Raw genomic sequence first — 22,136 nt, forward strand, 5'->3', positions numbered from 1 at the left:
AGATTTTAGATTTTAGATTTTGGATTTTGGATTATGAATGAGGAGGATTTTAAGCGGAGAACAAAGCAGCTAGCATTGCGAGTAATCCGCTTAGTAGAAGCTCTTCCGCAGAGCCGAACGGCAGATGTAATTGGCAAGCAGCTAATCCGTTCAGCAACATCTGTGGGAGCTAACTATCGGTCAGCTTGTCGTGGTAAGTCAACCGCCGATGTCATTACTAAACTCAGCTTGGTAGAGGAAGAAGCCGATGAAAGTCTTTATTGGATGGAACTTATTGTTGAGGTTGGTTTATTACCACTGGAAAAAGTGAGCAATTTGATGTCAGAAAACACCGAAATTATTGCAATGACAGTTGCATCAATTAAAACTTTATGTAACAAATCCAAAATCCAAAATTTAAAATCCAAAATATGATTACAGATAGCGAAATCCGCGAACAAGGATATATCTACTTTCTGGCTGAAGCCCCAGAATTAGTCCAAATTATTGAGCAAGAACTATTTAGCTTGTCGGAAGGTTATAGTACTGCTAAAGTTCACAACTTAATGCGAGCTACTCATACGCTTAAAGGTGGTGCTGCTAATGTTGGGCTAGAAGTAATTAAGATGATTGCCCATTTTTTAGAAGATGTATTTAAGGCTCTTTATAATCCAAAAGTGGTAGTTGATGCTGAATTACAAACACTTTTGTTACAAGCTTATGAGTGTCTGAGCATTGCATTAAATACCGAACTAATAGGTAGTACTGTTAACGACCAAGAACTTATCCATCGAGCAACTTCAGTGTTTTCACAGTTACAAGAAAAACTGGGTGATGCTTTTGGTGCTGACTCTCAGATTCCCACTTCTGAAGAATTAGGATTTGATATTGTGCAGTCGGTTTTTGAAACGGGAGTAGAGCAACGTTTAAATAGCATTGCTGACGCTGTTAAAAATCCACCTAATGATGCTGAATTAATTGAGTTTTTACAGTCTCAAGGCGAGGTATTTTTTGGCTTGGCAGAATCTCTAAATTTACCTGGATTGGGAGAAATTGCCCAAACCATTCTATCAGCATTGCGAGCAAATCCCACCCAGGTACGGCAAATTGCAGAAATTGCCCTTGCAGATTTACAAAAAGCACAAGAATTGGTACTAAAAGGCGATCGCACATCTGGTGGAGAACCTTCTCCAGATTTACGAAAACTCGCAACAGTGGTAAGTCATGAGTTATCTGAAGAATTACCAAATAATTCATCTCCTGGCATATATATCATCAATGAAGAACAATTTTACCAGTTTCTTACAACATCTGATACCAATAAAAATGAATCGGTTAATCCCACAACTGCTAAGTTTTATTTAAAAGTAATTCGCTACATTTTTGGCTGGTTTCATCACCAGATGCAAATCCCTGAGTCAGAACTTAGTTTAACCTTACTAGTTCCCACATTAGAGAGAAAAAGTCTACTTAATTACATCGAAAACTGGCTGAAAAATTTTCTCGATTTTGTTCAAGATGAAGAAGATAGTCAAAGTCTTTGTATTTATCGACGTGGGATCATCTTAATTATCCTATTTGCAGTTGCAAAGTTTCAATATTCTCTGAAACCATCTGACAGCTACCTCTCAGGAATTAAAATATTACAACATCAAATTTATAAATTAGCAAAAGAATATAAAAATTATCCTCCTGTGACTGGCGAAGAAAAAAATTGGCTGGATAGTCCTAAGTTACAAACACTATTAGTGATTAAAGAGATATCTCAACCAACTGATAACTTGCTAGAAGCAATATGGGGAGAAGAAGCTAGCCAAAATCTTGCTGTTGAAGTCGTGAAGACCCAGACTAATGACTCTTCAAGAAAGCTTAATTCCTTAACTTTCAGTGAGCAGTTAGTTGCAGATGTTCCTGAAACAGCTATTGAAGTCATACCTGATATTTCTACACAAATCAATAAAGAAATAGAAGATCAATCACAGTATGTTCAAACTAAAAATTTTCGCCAACCTTCATTTATTCGGGTAGATACAGAAAGACTGCAACACCTCAACTATCTAGCAGGAGAATTGCTGATTTATCAAAAACGGCGTAGTTTGCAAGATGAACAAGTCAAAGAAATAATTGAGCAATTAATCAAGCAACTCAATAGACATCAAACAACTTTAAATGAGTTACGTGATTTACCATTACAAATACAAAATATTACTTCACAAGAAACACAAAGTTTTGCAGTGAATTTTGACTCTTTGGAAATGGATGTATATACAGAGTTTCATCTGACATTGCATGAAGCAATAGAAGAGACACTGCAACTACAAGAAACTACAGAATCTCTTGACTTGCTTGTGACGCAAGCTGCTCAAATTAGTGACAAACAAGAGAATTTAACTCTTAATATTATAGATAGCTTAGTAGAAGCACGAATGTCGCCTTTGGGCAATATCCTGAATCGCTTCCCCCACATGGTAAATAAGTTGGGGAATGTTCATGCCAAACTTGTAGAATTGAAACTTACTGGTAGTGAAGTACTGGTAGATAAAGCGATCGCAGAAAAGCTCTACGATCCCTTGTTACACTTAGTACGTAACGCTTTTGACCACGGTATTGAAACTCCACAAGTGCGCCGACAGCTTGCTAAACCAGAACAAGGTTTAATCGAAATCTGCGCCTATCATCAGGGTAGCCAAACTGTTATCGAAGTTCGTGATGATGGTCAGGGACTAAATTTAGACAGAATTCGCAGAAAAGCTGCTGAATTTTATCCCATACAAACTGAAGAAAAAACTAGAGCTTATGCTTCTAATCTAGCTGAACCTGAACTTTTAGATTTGATATTTTTGCCGGGATTTTCTACTGCTAATAAAGTGAGTGAAATTTCTGGGCGCGGGATGGGTTTAGATATTGTGCGTACTCAGATGCACACCCTTAACGGCTCTATTTCCGTTCAATCTTTACCCAACCAAGGAACAATATTCATACTCAAAATTCCTTTTTCTATGACTACAGAAAAGTTAATGCTAGTTCAAGCCAAAGGTGTTGTTTATGGTCTGCTTTTGGACAGTATTGAAAAAATATTGATTCCCTCTGAACAACAGATTAAAGAAATTGAAGGTAAAAAAGTCTTACTTTTGAACACAGACAATGATGAGACTATGGTCAGCCTCCGTCAACTTTCAAAGTTGATTGATTATAATGATTCATTCTTGAATAGTACTAGTCCATACAACACATCAAATACTCAAGACTCAAGTGTAGCGAAAAATCCTGTGCTTTTGCTCCGACGAAATCAGGGAAAGGTTGCTTTAGAAGTTGACCAAATAATTGGTGAACAAGAACTAGTAATTAGACCTTTAGGAAATGCGATCGCACCGCCAAAATACATTTATGGTTGTAGTAGTTTAGCTAATGGTAATCTCATCTTAATAATTGATGCTTCGTTGCTAGTAAAATCTAGCGATATCCAACAAACAACACTTAATATCAGAGCGCTACCAGTAGCTTCAGCTTCTTCCGCAAATCAAAAAGTCTTGCCAATATCGGGACATACTTTTTCATCTACACCATTACTTGCTGCATCGACTTCCACAACAACTATAGAAACCATAGAAACCCAACCAACTTATTCTCAAGAGCCAGATAATAAATCACCAAAAGTTGTTTTAGTAGTAGATGACGCAATTAGCCTCCGACAGACTCTTTCTCTCACTCTGCAAAAATCTGGCTATCAAGTAATACAAGCTCAAAATGGTGTAGAAGCTCTAGAAAAATTGCAGTTACATCCTGAGATTCAAATTGTCGTCTCCGATTTAGAGATGCCACGAATGAACGGTTTTGAGTTATTGAGCAATTTCCGTCAATACACAAATTTAGCAAACATACCTGTAGTGATTCTCACTTCTCGTAGTGCTGAGAAACATCGACAACTTGCCCAAGAATTGGGTGCAAAGGCTTACTTGACCAAGCCTTTTTTAGAGCATGAGTTTATCTCTAAAATTAAGGAGTTAATTAACAGTAAGACAGATAATTTAGACAATTTACTAATAGTGGGAAATCATTGATATTTTTTGAAATGCCATCGCCTTAACTAGCAGGTAGATTATTTGGATCTACACCTATAGAACGTAAATACTGGGCTAATTGTTCAGCCCTTTGTCGTTCTTGTTCAGCCCGCGATCGCTCCTGTTGTAGCTGTTCTGCATCTGTCAAATAACGGTTTCCTTGTTCGTCATACCAACATAAAAATTCCTGTTGTATGCCGCCAATTACAGCTTGGTGTCGTCCAATACCTAACCCCAACTCTGGCATCAAATAGGGTTCACCTATTTGTAGTTGGTAGTTTCCATCGATCAACTTATACACTTCAAAGGGTTGATGTTGATCGCGTCGCCAAAACTCAGGGTTATAAATTACGTAGTACAGTACACCGAGTTTTCTGTATATATCTAGCTTCTCGTCATATTCACCCCCTGGGGTGTGCGATACCATTTCTAATGTGAAGATTGGAACTATCCCATTTTCTTCCCAAACTGCGTAACTTTTGCGTGATTTGCCTCCCTTTTTTCGTTCTACTCCCACACTTAAAAAAGCATCTGGCACTACAGCTACTCTGGGATTCACTCCTGTGGTGTGATACACTCCCATATCTACTCCGAAGTACCAATCCATTCGATTTGCCCAAATGGAGTTGAGTAAGAAGAGTAAAATATTGGGCAAAAAGTTTTGGTCTTCGTTATCCACTGGCGTATCGTCTGAACAAGGAAGTTCATCAGTCGTCGGTAACGCATTTTTGAGATCGGGTGAGAGCATAACCGTTGTCTCGCTGGCGTTTGATGCCTTTATTATAAATGGGCTAAACAATTTTGGATTTTGGATTTTAGATTGCTTCTGTGCGAAACCCTGTTTGCGTGCGTACTTGAAGTAAACTCTCCAAGATAGATTTTGAATCTTCAATCCAAAATTTAAAATTTAAAATCTAAAATTCAGTGACGGAAAGTTTAACGTTTGGGTGCAGCTTCACCAAACTTAATCAAAAGCGCGATCGCAATACTAACAAGTAAAATTAACGTCATACTCAAAGCTGAACCAAATCCCCAATTTTGGGTTGCTCCAAGAAACTGGTTATAAACTAACCGCGCTGCCGTCATACTAGAAGCACCACCAAGTAATTCTGGATCGACAAAATCCCCCAAACCTGTGATAAATACAAGCATGGAAGCAGCTGCAATTCCCGGAAAAATTTGCGGTACAGTTACTTGGAAAAAAGTTTCTACCGGATTTGCACCTAAATCAGCCGCCGCTTCTAGTAACCGCTTGTCTAGCTTTTCGAGAGAGGCATATAAAATCAAAACCATATATGGTAACAAGCTGTAACTCATGCCAATTAATACAGCTTGACTATTGTTCAGTAATTCCAAAGTCGGTAAGCCTAAATTGCTGAATAAACCGTTCAATAAGCCAGTAGGACGAAGAATGGTAATCCAAGCATAAGAGCGGAGTAACGAAGAAGTCCACAAAGGTAGGACAAAGCCTAATAACAGTAAATTTCGCCAACGTTGCGGCGCTATCTGAGCAATCCAGTAGGCGACGGGGAAGCCCAAAATTAAACAAATGATTGTAGTGCCAAACGCAAAAAATAGCGATCGCCAAATTACTTGCAGGTAAAGAGAGTCAAATATTCGGATGTAGTTTTTGAATCCGTTGGGGTTGACTATATCTCCCGGTTGGATATCTGCAACTAAACTTAACTCGAAAATTATCAAAGCTGGCAAAACCAATAAAAGTAATAACCAAATCCCAGATGGTGCAAGTAATACCAAGGGTTGGAGCCAATTTACTTGTGGGCGATGCAATTCTTCTATTTTAGAAATATTATTTTTTTCCAAATTAATCACTCCTAACCCTGTTAATTTTAGATTTTAGATTTTGGATTTTGGATTGAATTAAAAATCCAATCTCCTAACTCCTAATTCCTAACTCCTAACTATTTTATTTAGCTACTAGTTAATTGAGTCCAATAGCGATCGTAAACCTCTTCAAATTCCTGTACAGGAGCAACACGTTCACAATTTTTTAAAAGTGACTCTGGCGGAAACAAATTAACGTTGCTTTGGATTGTTTTTGGCAATTGCTCAAATCCGGCGCTATTCGGTGTAGAAATGTTTAGGCGTTGACTGATTTGGGCTGCTATTTCTGGTTGCAAAATCATGTTAATCCAAGCATAGGCTCCAGCCCTGTTGGGTGCGGTTTTGGGAATTACAATAGTGTCTGTCCATAATGAAGAACCACTACGAGGAATCACATATTTGAGTTTAGGGTTTTCTTGAGAGATTTTCACTGCATCTGCTGAATAACACATTGCTAGTAGTAAATCTCCTGCCAGGATTTGATTTTGCCAAGCGTCGGTATCAAAACGTGCGATCGCAGGTTTTAGCACCTTCAATTTCTCATAGGCTTGTTTGATTTCTTGTTCATTTTTAGAGTTGTAAGAATAACCTAGCATTCGTAACGTTGCACCCATAACTTCTCGAACATCATTGAGCAAAGTCATCCGTTGATTAAGTTGCTCTTGATTTTGCCAAAGATAATCCCAGTCTTGTGGTGCATCTTTAATTTTTTCGGAATTGTAAAGTAAACCTGTTGTCCCCCAGTTAAAAGGGATACTGTAGCGGTTATTGCGATCGTAACTAGGATTCTGAAACCGGGGAAATAAATTCTCTAGACCGATTAAGCGATCGTGATTTATTTCTGTTAGCAAACCCTTGTCTACCATCTTCTGCACCATATAATCAGATGGGTTGATGATACTATAAGTGCCACCGCCTCCAGCTTGCAATTTAGCCAGCATGACATCATTTGAATCATACACATCCGCTAGCACTTTCATGCCAGTTTGGGTACTAAAGGTTTTCAATAATTGGTTGTCAGTATATTGTGTCCAGGTAAAGATATAAAGTTGGTCACGCTGACTATTCGTATTAGAATTAGCACGTACTTCAGCCAGCTTCCAGCCACAACCAGCTAAAGATAAGCTAGAAAGTGCTGCCACTCCTTTTAAAAATTGGCGTCTGTTAGTCATTAAGTTAATAGTCAATCATTTTTTGTATTGTTGCCAATTGATTTTAGATATGTTTTTAATTGCAATGTTGATAGCTAGCTTAAACATTAACTTAAGTGTATATACTTGTGCAACTGTTAATAATTTACCTTTGTTGGACTGGGGATTGGGGACTGGGGACTGGGGACTGGGGATTGGGGACTGGGGATTGGGGACTGGGTGCTGGGCAAGAAATTCCTTGATTGTTTTGATTGGGGTCTGAATCGAATGGCACTAAGAAAAGCCCAAAAGCATGTGTAGCCTCGTTCCCAGCCTCCAGGCTGGGAATGTATTCCGAGAGGCTCTGCCTCTCGTCAAGCTACTGGAGGCGGAGCCTCCCAGAATGAGTTCCCAGCCTCCAGGCTGGGAACCAGTCAGGGCAAGGGCTGCATCTTAACTTAGTGCCATTCGGGTCTGAATCCACATATTTATCGTAAATTAAAGGGTTTAAGACCCCTACATCTACATGTAGCATCCATTTCAGTCGGGGTTTAAATCCCTGTCTGAAATGTCTTTAATTTTGAATTTTGAATTTTGAATTTTGAATTGTTAACTTCCCAATCCCCAGTTCAACTCACTGTAATAACTGTTCCCACACTCTCATTGGCCGATCTATCCACCGCACACACGGCATAGGTTCCGGCTTGTTGGACGGTAGCGAAGGTTGTGCCAGCAGACAAAATTCGTTGAATTGTCCAAGTATCGCCAGTTTGTCGATAAAGTGTCCAAGAACGAACTGGCTGATTATCTCCAGGCTGCCAACTCAGTTTGCGGTTATTGACTTGTAATCCAATAGGTGGAGGGGGTGGTGTTGTATCTTGCCAAGGCAAAGTTGGCGGTAACGCAGGTTTGTTATAAAGCAGACTTTGAAATTTATCAGCAATTCCCTGACTATTTTCTGTCAAAACACTGAGGTTAAAGAAGATATTACCCAGTGACAACTGTCCAGCTTGGCTACGACTAATTTTCACCTGCTTTTCAATCTCATCACTCTCTCGACTCTTATTGCTTGGTTCTGTTAAATTGTTACCAGCGTAAACGTGTCTTTGCTTTGTGTTTACCTGTGTCCACCACTTTAGCAACGCTGGATAACTTTGTTGTGGTTGATCTGTGCGCCAGTAAAGTTGAGGCGCGATATAATCAATCCAGCCTTCTTCTAACCATTTTTTCGAGTCGGCATACAGCACGTTGTAAGCATCTAACCCAGTAATACCAGTGGGTTGTCCAGGGCGATAAATCCCAAAGGGACTAATACCAAATTTAACTTCGGGTTTAGTTGCTTTAATTCCCTGGTAGAGGCGCTGTACCATTTTGTTAACATTGTCCCGTCGCCAGTCGCCAAGGCTGAGAGTACCACCAGCTGCCTTATATGCAGCATAAGTTTTCTCATCTGGGAAAGACTGTCCCTCAATGGGATATGGATAGAAATAATCATCTAAATGAATGCCATCAACATCGTAGCGCTTCACTACGTCGATGATTACGTTGTAAGCTCTATCCTGAACTATTTTCAGTCCTGGGTCCATCCACCGTTGAGTTTTCCACAAATAAACGCTTTCTGGATTGGTAGCTGCTATGTGGGGACGCACTGTTTTGGCTGGGTCAGTGGAAGTGCTAGCGCGGTAGGGGTTAAACCAAGCATGGAGTTCAATATTGCGCTTATGACATTCTGCGATCGCAAACGCTAAAGGATCATAAAATGGTTCTGGTGCTTTCCCCTGAGTCCCGGTAATCCAAGCACTCCAAGGCTCTAATTGGGATTCATATAAAGCGTCACCCTCTGGTCGCACTTGGAAAATGAGGGCATTGAAGTTTAACGCTTGTAATTTAGTAATAATCTCGGTGAGTTCAGCTTTTTGTTGGGCAACAGGAAGTCCCGCTTTAGAAGGCCAATCACCATTCCACACTGATACTACCCATGCACCCCGGAATTCCCGGCTATGATTTACCTTTACACTACCGACAGGTGTAGGTGTAGGTGTCGGCGTTGGTATGGGAGTTGGTATCGGTGTAGGTGTAGGTGTGGGTATCGGCGTTAATATTGGCGGCTGCACTAGGTAACTAGAGGCAATTTTTTCTGCCTTACCTAAATACACCAAAGCTTGATAAATAATCACTGCCACATCTGCACGGGTGGCTGCGAGATTGGGATTGAGTAATTTGATATTTGGGAAACTAGCCACCAATCCCGCGCTGGTGGCAATAGCTACCTGATTTCTACCATACTCAGGAATCTGAACAGAATCTTGATAAATCTGTGGAAGTTGTGAGAGGAGGTCAGATTTTACCTTAGTAGCAACTTCTAAGCCTCCTACCAAAGCAACTAAGACTTCTACTCTGGTAATTCGGTTAGCGGAACGGAAAGTTTTATCAGGAAACCCACTAAGAAATGCTTTTTCGTAAGCTGTTTGAATGGCGGCTGCTGCCCAATAATTAGTAGGTACATCAACAAAAGGGACATACTGCCGCTTCTTGGAAACTGTCCCAAATGCGTTAGCGATGATGGCAGCAAATTCAGCGCGGGTTACTGAGTTATCGGGGCGATAGACGCCGTTAGGCAACCCACTGACAATACCACGTTGGGCTAAGGCTGTAATAAATGAGCGTGCCCAATGGTTTTGAATATCCGAGAAGGGAGTAGTAATAGATACCATTGTTGATCGCAGCTAGCTGGCCTTGATTTTGATTTCCTTAGGGAACTCCAAGAAATAAATTATCCAATATTGTGGGGTGGGCATCTTGCCCGCCCTATGAACTGGGCGGACGAGACGCCCACCCCACAAGAGTTAATTGAATATTTTTTTATTTGTCAGTCCCTTAGTTAATTTAGCAATTTTCTTGGCGTAGGCGTAGCCCGCCGTAGGCATCGCTGCTGCAATGTCTTGTAAACTTTTTTGGGGACTGGGTAATACTACTCGGTTAAGGCAAGAGACGCGATGAATCGCCGTCTCTACAATAATCAGTCTTTTGTCTTGACGGCGATTTATCGCGTCTTTGTGATCATTTATTGCATCTTTTAGCGAGCTAAAATTTTCATCAAAAAACCTTAATCTAACAGAATTGTGGGGATTAGGTATTCAGAAAATTGTTCTCTAGTCCCCAATACCCAGTCCCCAATCCCTAATCCCCATTCAGGTAGAACGCGCATTCAATGACAGCATTACGCGGGAAATGCCAGTGAAAATAATACTGACACCAACTAGTGTGCCAAGAAGCCAAGGCGCATTGAAAGGCCACTGGAACCAAATCATTGCACCTAAGACTAGCGTAATAATGCCATCACCTAGTATCCACGTCCAGTTGTTTTGGGAGCGTAACTGGAATGCCAGAATTAACTCGAATGTGCCTTCAGTTAGCAAAAAGGTACCAAGCAACAGAGTTAGAGTGAGAACACCTGTATAAGGGTAAACAAACAACATTATGCCCGTTGCAATATAGAGTCCGCTTAATAGGAGTTTCCAAATAAAACCTCCTCGATCGCGGGTTTGAGTAGCATAAACTAGTTTTGTAAATCCGGCGAAAATCAAAATCGCTGCAATCCAAGTTTCGGCGAATATGGTGGCGAAATTAGGCACTGCGATCGCAATTACCCCTAAAACACTCAGGAGAATACCAGTTATCAGTGACCCATTAACATCCTTCTTAATATCTCTAGAAACATCGGTTGTCATACAAATCTTTTCCCTATGTTTAGACTAAACTCTAAATTTAGGTTAGGGAATTTTTTAGTCACAGGGTATAACCCATAGGTAGACTCATTGGTATTAACTTATAAAAGTTCTGCAAGACTGCTTAGACGCTCATAAACAGAGATGAGGCGATCGCCTTCAAGTTCAACAGAAGTATTTGGATAATTCTGAATGGCTCCAAGTAGTGTAACTTCACCCTTTTGTTTAATAGATGCACTTAAAGCGCTTCGCAACGCTTGTTGATCTAGTTGTCCTGTGGGAGGATGAACTACCTCACCAATTTGGTTAACTAAAATTGGCCCAGCCCAACTAGACAGTAAGCTATCTAAAAAACCAGGATCGGCTTTGATTGGTGCTTTCAGTGCCTTACGAGCTAATGCAGGATCTTGTTTGGCCGCTTGTAAATAAGCTGTTAATGTCGGGGTAGTCTTGCCTGTCTCTGTAAACTGACTTAATTCTTCAACAGATATTTGCCCCTGAAAAGTACCATACTTTAAGATAACTTGCTCGGCAGCATTAGCATTAGTGGTTGAGAATAGAACAATAGCACCTACGCCTAAAGCTACTGTTTGAGTGAGTAACTTAGCGAATTTCCGACTGTTTAATCGATTGAAAAGTTGATAAATCTGCATTTTGTCTAACTTTATAATGGTGCGGAGCGTATATAGGCATTTTTTGCCTATATCTTAGTATCAAACATTTTCATCAGGCGAAACAGCATGAGGTAGTATTGACTTATCTTCATCTAAGGTTGGTGCAGGTACACCCAAATGCTTCCTTGCAGAATCCTCCGCCAGCTTTCGGTCTTGCTCGTTCTCGAACTGACTCTCATCTAATAAGTGAGGGTTTTTTGCCGCTTCATCTCGGCTTGGTTTATAGCCATTTTTCCACCTGTACTTCCAGTCCATAAGTTGAAAGGCAGATATACTGCAATTTAATTTCCTAGTTCTTCATCGTAGGCGCTGAATGGAAAGTGATACTCTTGCTATGGGTTGAAGAGGCTGATCCAGAGGGTATAAATTTAACATCTTAGAGTAAGAATACTTCACATCGCAAAATTTAATACATTAGTATACGGGGGAATATTTATGAGTGGCGATCGCAAATCTTAGTATGGTCATGAACTGCGATCGCTATCTGAATTCTTCTTCAAATTTTCATTCAAAAACTATCGGCGATCGCACCACTGAATTTGATCGCAAATGCTATGCCTACAATTCGTGCAAAAATTAAGGCAGTGGCTCTCAAGCAATATCTCTATAGATATAAATAAAAGAGCTATTTTTATAAAAATTATACCTGTGGACTCACGTAATTTAAACTAAAAAACTTGATACTAAAAATAACTTTACCAGCCTTAAGTTTGGTTGTAATCAAAAAGTACAGCTAACAAAAAAGGGAATAGAGAAAAGAGTACAAACAATGGCAACTTCTACCACAGACCGCGACCAACAAATTCAAAAGCTGCATGAACTAATTAAAGATATTGACTATGGTATGTTTACCACAGTCGATGATGATGGCAGTTTGCATAGTTACCCCATGTCAAAGAGTGGTGAGATTAAGTCTGATAGCATACTCTGGTTCTTTACTTATGCTGATTCCCATAAGGTGACTGAGATTGAACACCATAAGCAGGTGAACGTTAGTTTTTCGTCACCCGAACAGCAGCGATACATTTCTATCTCAGGTACAGCGCAACTAGTGGAAGACCGCAACAAGTTGCGAGAACTATGGAAGCCAGAACTTCAAACCTGGTTTCCTAAAGGGCTGGAGGAACCCAATATTGCTTTGCTCAAAGTGAATATTAACCAGGTTAATTATTGGGAGAGTGTATCGAGCTTTCAGCCACAAACAATTCGTTTTTTGACACCATCACGTCTTTAATTAATTCCTAATTTGTAATTGATAATTTGTAGTTAAGAGTTAAATTACAAATTATCAATTACGAATTTTTCACACATGTAAGTATTGGATGAGATTGCCAAAAATTAAGTATTTTTGATTGCAAAAAATATGGCAGATCATCAAAAGAAAGATGAATCAGCCCAAAAGTATTAGGCGAATAGAATTCAATACAGTTCAGAATGAGCAACAAAACACTTGTAGAGACGGCGATTTATCGCGTCTCGAAAACCAAAAATTGTTGCCAGTAGTCCTTAACCCAAGCGTATTGGAATAGAATTCGCTACTAGACAAAACAAAGGGTTTTTAAGTTCAGAGAAAGAACCCAATACGGTTCAGGTAAGGGTTATTGGTGTAGATAATTGGTCTTTGAAGACGCGATGAATCGCGTCTCTACATGAGGTTTTGTTGTTCATTCTGAACTGCATTGGTTTTTAATCCACGGAGGTGGGTTTGGTTTGTATAGCCGCGACTTCCAGTCGCCCGATGAGTAATAAATTAGACAGAATATTTGTAGGTTGGGTGGAGCGGAGCGCAACCCAACATATAATATCAGGATGTTGGGTTACGCAAAGCCTCCACCCAACCTACGATTTTTTTGCAACATTTTAGCCTTGCTACGCCACTAGACATTTTTATTTTTTGGGCTTAACTGAATCCTATTGCATCTGTTTCTACTAAAAAAGGCTACATTATCTATATCGTAGTCCTTTTAAACGTAGAGGAACGCAAAGTAAGCGGATAAGTATGCAGAGTCTTTTTGAAGAGAAATAGTTACAAATTTCTGCAATATTGTATTTAGGAAGTCTTAGATGTCGTCCAAACAATTTATTTACTACTGGCAAAAACGCTTACTTCCCATTTTGATACCTACTGCTGTGCGAGTAGTGGTAATAATTTGTCTAACAGCAGGGGTTTTGGGCATCTGGGGAAGCACTGCTTCTATGAGTTATGCTCATGCTCAACTAGTAAGTTTCAATAGAGGCATTCAGGATCAACAGACACCATTAAAACCAACAGCGCTAAATGCGACTGTATATCACAGTCCCGATTGTAACTGTTGTGGCGGGTGGATTGATCATTTAAAGGCACAGGGTTTTAAAATCACAGATTTCTCTACATCTGACATCGAAACAGTCAAACAAAAGTACAACGTGCCGGATAATTTGTCATCTTGCCACACCGCAATTGTGAACGGATATGTCATAGAAGGACACGTCCCAGCAGATGACATCAAACGTCTGCTTCAAGAAAAGCCAAATGTTATTGGTTTATCTGTTCCCCAAATGCCTGTAGGCACTCCTGGTATGGAGATGGAGAATCGAAAAGATCCGTTTTCTGTGTTGTCTTTTGATCGCCAGGACTCAGTTGCAGTATTCAATAAGTATCGTGCTGAGTCCTGACTGAATTAGAACGAGTTATCGAACAGAATTCAGGAGTCAGGAGTCAGAATTCAGCAATGTTTTCTGTGCGACTGGCGGATAGCGCAGCGTTAGCGAGTCTTGCCTACGGCACGCTGCGCGACCGAGCGTCTGAATAATCGGCGTTTTTGCACCCCCACCAAATTGAAAATTTGGTGGTCTTCAAGACGCTCGCGGACTCGCTAACGCTACGCTATCAGTCGCGGGTCTGAATCCCCGACTGATTTATTCTGACTCCTGAATTCTGACTTCTGAATTCTTCTTCAAATTATTTAACCATTTCCCAAACCAGAAGCCAGATGTGAAGGTTGCAACATTTTGAGAAAGAAGCTCAATGGCATGGTTACAATCTTGCAGGCTGGCATCAAGGCCCATTGCGTGATAGATTTCACGAGCATTGCAAAAGGCATCGATCGCTTCTGATTCTCGATTGATTTTTTCTAACACCAAACCCAAATTAAACCAGGCGTTTGCTTCCCCATTTCGATCGTCGAGATTCTTTCTGATCTCTAATGAATGCTGATGAAACTCAAAGGACATTTGGTACTGTCCCAAAGCCTTATAAGCACTACCCAAGCCACTCAAGGCCATGCCTTCGCCGTTGCGATCGCTGATGAATCTTGCCAACCCTAACCATTGCTGGTAAAACTCTATTGCCAGTTGGTAATTTCCCAACGATTCATAAGTATTGCCTAAACTTCCCAGGCTTAGGCATTCCCCAGTCCAATCACCTATGTTCTTCGTTATACTCAACCACTGCTGATAAAACTCTATCGCTTGCTCGTACTTGCCCAGGTATTCATAAGTATTGCCCAAACTTCCCAAGCAAATGCCTTCTCCTGTGCGATCGCCAATTTTCCTAGTAATACTCAACCACTGCTGATAAAATTCAATCGCTCGCTGGTATTTTCCCAGTGATTGGTAAGCGTTACCCAACCCAGATAAAGATTTGGCTTCCCCCAAGCGATCGCCTATTTCTCTAGCCGTATCTAACCACTGCTGATAAAACTCAATTGCTAGGTGGTACTCGCCTAATGACTGGTAAGCATTGCCCAAACTTCCCAAAGAAATAACTTCCTCATTGGGTTGGCTTCGCCCGCCGTCGGCATCGCCTGTTTCTCTGGCTTTTTCTAAGCACCGCTCTTCAAACGCAATGGACTCAACAGGTTGCGTCCATAATTCCCCACATTGCTGCGCCAAAGTTGAGGCATCCTCGGCGTTCTGGCACTGGGTACTGGTTACTGGGCTGACACCGTGAGCGTCAGCATTCGACTGACTTGTATTAAGCTCTGTCGTTGGCGCAACCCCTTGTAGAGAAATAGCACTCACGCCGAAGTCCGAAGTAGACTGGACAGGAAATTCCTTTAAGATTTCGTTGGGATCTGAATTCCCATCCAAATTTTCCCAGTCTCCAATCTCTAGTCCCCAATCCCCAGTCCCTATTTCAATGTTATTTAGGCTCCCGGATCTAATTACTTCTGTCATTCTCTATAGAAAACGCAATTTTTGGTTAATAAGCTGTTGATTATACAATTTTCTGTGCCTTTAGCGCAGGATAAGTGAAACTTATAGGCACAACTTCTCTTAAAAACTTAGAACTTATTCTTAAATATTAAAACTTATTTTATACCCCGTCTTCTCTGTGTATAAAAGACTTTAAATATCAGAAAAACCAAATCAATCAGCAGCAGCGTAGTCGGGTAATACGTTGAGTTCTAAATTAACAGCATTTAGATAATTTTGGTCGTTTAAAACTTGTGATGGTAATTTATCTGCATTAACAGCAGCTTGAACCACATCTTTCGCCAGAATATTTCTGTTTTGAGTTCCAAGTACTAGGGCTTCTCCGCTCGGAATACCATGTTGTTGCAGACCTCCTTGATAAGCAAAAGTTACTAGATTCAAGGGTTGTAGGTAACTCACAGCAGTCGAATTAGTGGATATATTGTTAGAGTTAACAGCTATTGTTTCATTGCTATTGCTAGTAGCTGTTTGAGCGCCAGCGATTCCAGGTACAAAGGTAATAGAAGCAAAAATAAGTGCAGAATTTATTAAGGTAACAAGTTTCATAACTTATACTTAGGTAAAATGCAATCGGTGTTCTTCACTAATAGAGTCCTCTTTATTATTAATCTCAGCTTCCTTCGTCCAGGTCATCTAATCGGTTGATTTATGACTCACCCAAAAGGGTGAGCTAATTGAGCAACACAAAGAGGAATGGAGACTCCGTTAACTCCAGACACAGAAAAGATTGGTTGGAATTTTCAAGTACTTAACTGAGGCGATGATACAAAGAGATTTTTCAGGAACTTTACCCATTGTCGGCGAATCTTAGTGCCAGTCCCCCATACTCAATATTGCGATCTAAGATTATTGGGTATTCTATAAATTGCGATCGCCACTATACGGATGATTGAAGTTGAACATCTGAGTAAAATATACGGCTCTACCCCAGCGATTACTGATGTCACCTTTAGCGTCGAACCTGGGGAAATTTTAGGGTTGTTGGGCCCCAATGGGGCTGGAAAAACCACAACCATGCGGATTCTGGCTGGTTATTTACCGGCAACCAATGGAAATGCCCGGATTGCTGGTTATGATGTCCATAAAAATTCTCTGGCTGTGCGCCAACGCATTGGTTATTTACCCGAAACACCGCCGTTATATCCAGAGATGACGGTGGAGGGATTTTTGGATTTTGTCGCCCGAATTAAGGGAGTTTCAGCAGGCGATCGCCCCAGCAAGGTAACAGCCGCCATTGAACGCTGCAATTTAGAAGACAAGCGGCGAGTGATTATCCGCAAACTCTCTAAAGGATACCGCCAAAGAGTAGGAATTGCTCAAGCGATCGTCCACGATCCCCCAGCGATCATCTTGGATGAACCCACCGTTGGACTCGATCCTCGACAAATAATTGAAGTGCGGAATTTAATTAAAAGCCTCGCTGGTACGCACACAATTATTCTTTCCACGCACATTCTGCCAGAAGTGAGCATGACTTGTAGCCGCGTCGCCATCATCAATCGCGGTAAAGTTGTGGCAACTAATACACCAGAAAACCTGATGACTCAGTTGACAGGTGGTTCTGGGTATGAATTGGAAATAGAAGGAGAAGCTGCCCTAGCGAAACAGGTATTGCAAAAAGTCGCGGGTGTGAGTCTGATAGAATCAATTCCCACAGCCGGAATCCACGGCCATCAACCCCAAGAAAATCGCGCTTACCTGCGGGTAATATCGCAACCGGGAAAAGAACCAGGAAAGGATATTGCTACAACATTAGTGCGTGCAGGATTCGGTTTACATGAACTGCGGCGGGTTAACGCTACCTTAGAAGACGTGTTCTTGCAACTGACCACAGAAGAAAAGAATTTCGATCCTGAGGTAGACTTAGCAGCAGACAACGAAGGAGAGGCAGCCTAAATGGGTATAGTGCTGAGTAATATTATTGCCATTTATCGCCGAGAGTTACAGAGTTATTTTGTATCGCCTTTAGCTTATGCGATCGCAGGCATATTTTGGTTCCTTGCCGGGTTATTCTTCGTGATGATTTTGCTAGGGCCAGATGGCATTTTGGTAGGAGTGGCGGCAATGGATGCACAAGGGCAACAGTTGGGAGTACCAGTACCGCCCATAGATGTCCCCTACGAATTTATCCGAATATTTTTGGAACGTATGGAGTGGCTATTGTTGTTTATTCTGCCCATCCTCTCAATGGGACTCTATGCTGAAGAACGTAAGCGGGGCACTTTAGAACTGTTAGCCACCTCACCAATCACCAATTGGGCGGTAGCTGTGGGTAAATTATTAGGCGTACTAACATTTCTGACCACAATGGTTTTACCCATGATAGTGTTTGAAGCGATCGCTATCAGTGGCTCAAATCCCCCAATGTCGCTCTCAATTCCCTTGCTGGGTAATTTTGGATTAATCTTGCTAGCAGCAGCAATTTTATCTATCGGAATGTTTATTTCCTCATTAACAGACAGTACAATTCTGTCTGCCGTTCTCACCTTTGCAGTCATTTTATTATTGTTATTGATTGATTTAATCGGCAAAATTGTCCCTGGCCCTGTGGGCGAAGCTTTAGGTTATCTATCATTGCTGAAACATTACAGCACCTTAATTCAAGGGATTTTCGATACCAGCACCTTAGTTTTATTCGCCAGTTACATTTTTTTGGGCATCTTTCTCACCGCTCAATCAATTGATGCACTGCGCTTTCAAAGGCAATAGTCACGTCGCTTTGCTCCGAATTCAAAATTCAAAATTCAAAATTCAAAATTAATGCTCCCCCTAAATTTATCGTAAATTAAAGTGTTTAAAACCCCTAAATCTATATGTAGCAACCATTTCAGACGGGGTTTAAATCCCCGTCTGAAATGTCTTTAATTTTGAATTTTGAATTGTTACTCAGTTGTCTTGCTTATTTTTAGTCACTCAATTTTCGTCCAGATATTTTTACTTGTCACTATTTTTAGACAAATGACCAATAACAAATGACTAATGACCAATGACAAATTATATGAAGATAGTTGCAAAAAAGAAACTTTGGAAATATCTGTTTTGGTTCGGCCCATTCCTAATTACTGTCGGCTTAACAGTTGGATTAGTTTCTGAACAGTGGGGACTAATTCCATTAGTATTTATAATTGCGGGAATTGTCATCAGTGGATTGGGGATAATATGGCAAAGCTACCAAACTAACTGGTGGAACCGTCGTTCTACCCAAGCAGGAACTAATGCCTTAGTGGTGACTCTGGCAGTATTAGCAATTTTGGGATTGATTAACTTTTTGGGAACTCGCTACCATCTGCGGGCAGATTTAACAGAGTCTCAATTATTTACCCTTGCGCCCCAGTCGCGGGAATTAGTAAGCGTTTTACCACAGCCAGTTAAAGTGTGGGTGTTTGATATTAACCAGAATCCCCAAGACCGAGAACTGCTAGAAAATTATCAGCGGCAAAGCTCAAAATTTAAATATGAGTATATCAACCCTGAAGCTAGACCAGGACTTGCAGAGAAGTTTGGCGTTAAAGATTATGGCGAAGTTTACCTTGAATCTGGGGATAAACGGCAATTAGTACAGACAATAAATGAAAATGAGCGTCTGTCAGAAATCAGATTAACTAGTCGTCTACAACAACTAACAAATTTAACCACAGCCAAAGTTTACTTCCTCCAAGGTCATGGCGAACACCAACTTTCAGCTGGTAAAGGCGCAATGTCACAAGCAGTTCAGGGATTAGGCGACAAAAATTTTACAACAGCAGCGCTAAATCTAACAGAAACCTCAAAAGTTCCTCAAGATGCAGCTGTCGTCATCGTAGCTGGCCCTAAGCGAGAGTTATTTCAGGGCGAAGTCAAAGCCTTGCAAGAATATCTGAATCGAGGCGGTAATTTACTGCTGATGATTGATCCTAATACCGATCCTAAACTTAATAGCTTGCTACAAGAGTGGGGTGTTAGTTTGGATAATCGTTTAGCCGTAGATGTTTCAAGTGAAAGCGTCGTGGGACGTGGCCCTGCTGCGCCCTTAGTGACAGAATACGGTAAACATCCAATTACCAAAGATTTCGGTAACGGTAATTCTTTTTATCCGATTTCCCGACCACTGGAAATTACCTCTGTACCTGGTGTTGAGGCTACTCCTCTGCTGCGAACCAAACCCTATCCCAGCAGTTGGGGAGAAAGCGATCTCCAAAGCGAAAAATTAGAGTTTAATGCAGGTAAAGACCTCAAAGGGCCTCTGACCTTGGGTGTTGCCTTAACCAGAAAACAAACACCCAAATCTACTTCCACTCCCCAAGCTTCACCCACACCTTCACCCCTCCCATCACCAACCACCCAAGGCAAAACTAGTCCTAATCCTTCTGCCAAAACTCCGCAAGCTTTACCACTTCCATCACCAAGCACCACTCCCTTATCTCCCCCTACTTCCTCATCTCAAACAACCACTGAGTCGCGGTTAGTGGTTTTAGGAAATTCTAGTTTCGCCACCGATGGTTTGTTTCAACAGCAACTAAACGGAGATGTATTCCTCAATTCAGTTACTTGGCTGAGTAAACAGGATCAGCAACCCCTTTCTATTCGCCCCAAAGAACCGAAAAACCGTCGGATAACCCTGACAACTACCCAGGCAAATCTTTTAATATTGTCGTCTTTGTTAGTTTTGCCTTTAATTGGGTTATCGGCAGCAGTTATTATCTGGTGGAAACGACGGTAAGAAATGGGTTAGGAGTTAGGAATTAGGAGTTAAGAGTTATAAATACTAACTCTTCACCAATGACAAATGACAAATGACAAATGATTAAAAAATGAAATTGCCGCGAACGACTTTAATTTTGATACTACTAGCGCTAGGTTTAGGTGGTTTTGTTTACTTCTATGAAATTCGAGGTGCAACTCAGCGAGAAGAAATCAAAGAGCAAAAACAGAAAATTTTCTCTTTTGGAGAAGATGACGTGCAGTCTCTAACAGTCAAGACAAAAAAATTCACCTTGAACCTGGAACGTAGACCTGAATCTTCTAGTAAGCCTAAGTGGTTAATCAAATCTCCGATATCTGGCCTAGCAAATGATGCTATTGTTTCTTATTTAATGGATTTGTTGGTCAAAGGTAATAGCAATACGACTTTATCAATTCCAGCAAAACAGCTTGGAGAATTTGCCTTAGAACAACCCCAAGCAACTATCAATATCGCCTTGAAAAACCGACAAAGCCATCAGTTGATTTTAGGTAAATCTAACTTTAACGGTCGTTTCTTGTACGCTCAAGCTGATCCTGCTGTTAAACCAGATGGAAATATAAATGTGCTGTTGGTATCTACAGATTTTGCCAATGCCGTGAATCGGGAATTATCAGAGTGGAAACAACCTGTAGATAATAGTCAGAAACTTCCTCCACTGATCATTCCTAAACCGAGTCCGACAAACAGCAAATAATTAATTCCAAATCTGGCGATATTGTTATGACAAATCCGACAGCAACATTGCTAATTTCTTGCCCCGATCAACGAGGATTGGTGGCGAAATTTGCCAATTTTATCTATTCTAACGGTGGTAATATTATTCATGCAGATCAACATACAGATTTTGCTGCTGGGTTATTCCTCACCCGCATTGAATGGCAGTTAGATGGATTTAATTTGCCGCGAGAATTTATTGCCCCTGCATTTAATGCCATTGCACAACCTTTAGGCGCTAAGTGGGAAATACGTTTTTCTGATACAGTACCACGCATTGCTATTTGGGTCAGTCGCCAAGACCATTGTCTATTTGATTTAATTTGGCGACAACGCGCCAAAGAATTTATTGCTGAAATTCCTTTAATTATTAGCAACCATTCTAATTTAAAGGTAGTGGCAGAGCAATTTAATATTGACTTTCAGCACATTGCTATCAATAAAGATAATAAATCAGAACAAGAAACCCAACAGCTAGAATTACTCCGCCAGTACAAAATAGATTTAGTTGTATTGGCAAAATATATGCAGATTGTTAGTGCAGATTTTATTAGTCAATTTCCGCAAATTATTAATATACATCATTCATTTTTACCAGCTTTTATCGGTGCAAATCCTTATCACCGAGCTTTTGAACGTGGTGTGAAAATTATTGGTGCAACAGCGCATTATGCCACTGCTGATTTAGATGCAGGCCCAATTATTGAACAAGATGTAGTGAGAGTTAGCCACCGTGATGAAGTTGATGATTTGGTGAGAAAAGGCAAAGATTTGGAGAGAATTGTATTAGCAAGAGCAGTGCGATCGCACTTACAAAATCGTGTATTAGTATATGGAAATAGAACAGTAGTATTCGAGTGATTCTACATCCAAACAAAATAGTTCAGCTTTGACAATTGAGCAAACGGCTATATCTTTACGCAAACAATAGCCGAAACCCTTATGTTCTGGTAGGGGCAATTCATGAATTGCCCCTACAGCGTGTGGTTTTGCGTAAGTCCTAATGAAGTATGACCAACTAGACACACTTTTGACATAACCTTGTAATATATTTGTCATTTAGATAGGTTTTACTTAACCTTACA

19 protein-coding genes are annotated in these 22,136 nt (G+C 40.7%); 10 read left to right on the top strand and 9 right to left on the bottom strand.

Features of this window, described 5'->3' with window-relative positions:
- Positions 1-33 precede the first annotated feature (33 nt).
- On the top strand, positions 34-414 hold the full coding sequence (locus V7K76_RS05765; protein ID WP_335029717.1) for a four helix bundle protein: 381 nt from the start codon (positions 34-36) through the stop codon (positions 412-414).
- Entirely contained in the window at positions 411-4,040 is a 3,630-nt protein-coding gene (locus V7K76_RS05770) for a hybrid sensor histidine kinase/response regulator (protein WP_335029719.1), read from the top strand. Before V7K76_RS05765 ends, V7K76_RS05770 begins: the two co-directional genes overlap by 4 nt.
- Before the next feature lie 22 nt (positions 4,041-4,062).
- Here V7K76_RS05770 and V7K76_RS05775 read toward each other — a convergent pair whose 3' ends face one another.
- The 7 genes from V7K76_RS05775 to V7K76_RS05805 form a co-directional block, all read right to left on the bottom strand.
- Positions 4,063-4,788 (bottom strand): Uma2 family endonuclease, encoded by a 726-nt coding sequence (locus V7K76_RS05775; RefSeq protein ID WP_334774796.1) that lies wholly within the window; start codon positions 4,786-4,788, stop codon positions 4,063-4,065.
- A gap of 188 nt (positions 4,789-4,976) precedes the next feature.
- Positions 4,977-5,870 (bottom strand): ABC transporter permease, encoded by an 894-nt coding sequence (locus tag V7K76_RS05780; protein ID WP_334774913.1) that lies wholly within the window; start codon positions 5,868-5,870, stop codon positions 4,977-4,979.
- A 101-nt stretch (positions 5,871-5,971) separates the two neighbouring features.
- Positions 5,972-7,057, bottom strand: a complete 1,086-nt coding sequence (locus tag V7K76_RS05785; protein WP_334774795.1) for an ABC transporter substrate-binding protein — start codon at positions 7,055-7,057, stop codon at positions 5,972-5,974.
- 587 nt (positions 7,058-7,644) lie between these two features.
- Positions 7,645-9,729, bottom strand: coding sequence for a glycoside hydrolase family 10 protein (locus tag V7K76_RS05790; protein ID WP_334774794.1), 2,085 nt, complete (start codon positions 9,727-9,729; stop codon positions 7,645-7,647).
- A gap of 477 nt (positions 9,730-10,206) precedes the next feature.
- The gene (locus V7K76_RS05795; RefSeq protein ID WP_334774793.1) at positions 10,207-10,746 is read right to left on the bottom strand and encodes an HdeD family acid-resistance protein; all 540 of its coding nucleotides are present in this window, start codon (positions 10,744-10,746) and stop codon (positions 10,207-10,209) included.
- Positions 10,747-10,844: 98 nt separating this feature from the next.
- Positions 10,845-11,396 carry an alpha/beta hydrolase gene (locus tag V7K76_RS05800; protein WP_334774792.1) on the bottom strand — a complete coding sequence of 184 codons (552 nt, stop codon included), beginning with the start codon at positions 11,394-11,396 and terminating at the stop codon, positions 10,845-10,847.
- A gap of 60 nt (positions 11,397-11,456) precedes the next feature.
- A complete protein-coding gene (locus V7K76_RS05805) occupies positions 11,457-11,672 on the bottom strand; it encodes a bromodomain-containing protein (protein ID WP_334774791.1) in 216 nt (71 codons plus the stop codon).
- 184 nt (positions 11,673-11,856) lie between these two features.
- Here V7K76_RS05805 and V7K76_RS05810 point away from each other — a divergent pair, with 184 nt between their 5' ends.
- The 3 genes from V7K76_RS05810 to V7K76_RS05820 all read left to right on the top strand — a co-directional run bounded on the left by V7K76_RS05810 (position 11,857) and on the right by V7K76_RS05820 (position 14,072).
- The gene (locus V7K76_RS05810; protein ID WP_334774790.1) at positions 11,857-11,997 is read left to right on the top strand and encodes a hypothetical protein; all 141 of its coding nucleotides are present in this window, start codon (positions 11,857-11,859) and stop codon (positions 11,995-11,997) included.
- Positions 11,998-12,186: 189 nt separating this feature from the next.
- Positions 12,187-12,651, top strand: coding sequence for a pyridoxamine 5'-phosphate oxidase family protein (locus tag V7K76_RS05815; RefSeq protein WP_334774789.1), 465 nt, complete (start codon positions 12,187-12,189; stop codon positions 12,649-12,651).
- An 830-nt stretch (positions 12,652-13,481) separates the two neighbouring features.
- A complete protein-coding gene (locus tag V7K76_RS05820; RefSeq protein ID WP_334774788.1) occupies positions 13,482-14,072 on the top strand; it encodes a DUF411 domain-containing protein in 591 nt (196 codons plus the stop codon).
- 243 nt (positions 14,073-14,315) lie between these two features.
- On the opposite strand, the gene V7K76_RS05825 is transcribed toward V7K76_RS05820, so the two are convergent.
- Together V7K76_RS05825 and V7K76_RS05830 are read right to left on the bottom strand one after the other, a co-directional pair.
- Entirely contained in the window at positions 14,316-15,575 is a 1,260-nt protein-coding gene (locus V7K76_RS05825; RefSeq protein ID WP_334774787.1) for a tetratricopeptide repeat protein, read from the bottom strand.
- A gap of 192 nt (positions 15,576-15,767) precedes the next feature.
- Positions 15,768-16,160, bottom strand: a complete 393-nt coding sequence (locus tag V7K76_RS05830; protein WP_334774786.1) for a hypothetical protein — start codon at positions 16,158-16,160, stop codon at positions 15,768-15,770.
- 339 nt (positions 16,161-16,499) lie between these two features.
- Between V7K76_RS05830 and V7K76_RS05835 the strand changes: the two genes are divergently transcribed.
- From V7K76_RS05835 to purU, 5 genes are all read left to right on the top strand, one after another.
- Entirely contained in the window at positions 16,500-17,510 is a 1,011-nt protein-coding gene (locus tag V7K76_RS05835) for an ABC transporter ATP-binding protein (RefSeq protein ID WP_334774785.1), read from the top strand.
- The gene (locus V7K76_RS05840) at positions 17,511-18,323 is read left to right on the top strand and encodes an ABC transporter permease (RefSeq protein WP_334774784.1); all 813 of its coding nucleotides are present in this window, start codon (positions 17,511-17,513) and stop codon (positions 18,321-18,323) included.
- A gap of 277 nt (positions 18,324-18,600) precedes the next feature.
- Entirely contained in the window at positions 18,601-20,313 is a 1,713-nt protein-coding gene (locus V7K76_RS05845; RefSeq protein WP_442936263.1) for a GldG family protein, read from the top strand.
- Between the two features lie 91 nt (positions 20,314-20,404).
- A complete protein-coding gene (locus V7K76_RS05850) occupies positions 20,405-21,031 on the top strand; it encodes a DUF4340 domain-containing protein (RefSeq protein ID WP_334774783.1) in 627 nt (208 codons plus the stop codon).
- Positions 21,032-21,057: 26 nt separating this feature from the next.
- Positions 21,058-21,912 carry a formyltetrahydrofolate deformylase gene (purU, locus tag V7K76_RS05855; RefSeq protein ID WP_334774782.1) on the top strand — a complete coding sequence of 285 codons (855 nt, stop codon included), beginning with the start codon at positions 21,058-21,060 and terminating at the stop codon, positions 21,910-21,912.
- The last annotated feature ends 224 nt before the right edge of the window (positions 21,913-22,136 follow it).

Source organism: Nostoc sp., from assembly GCF_036917975.1.
GTDB lineage: Bacteria > Cyanobacteriota > Cyanobacteriia > Cyanobacteriales > Nostocaceae > Nostoc.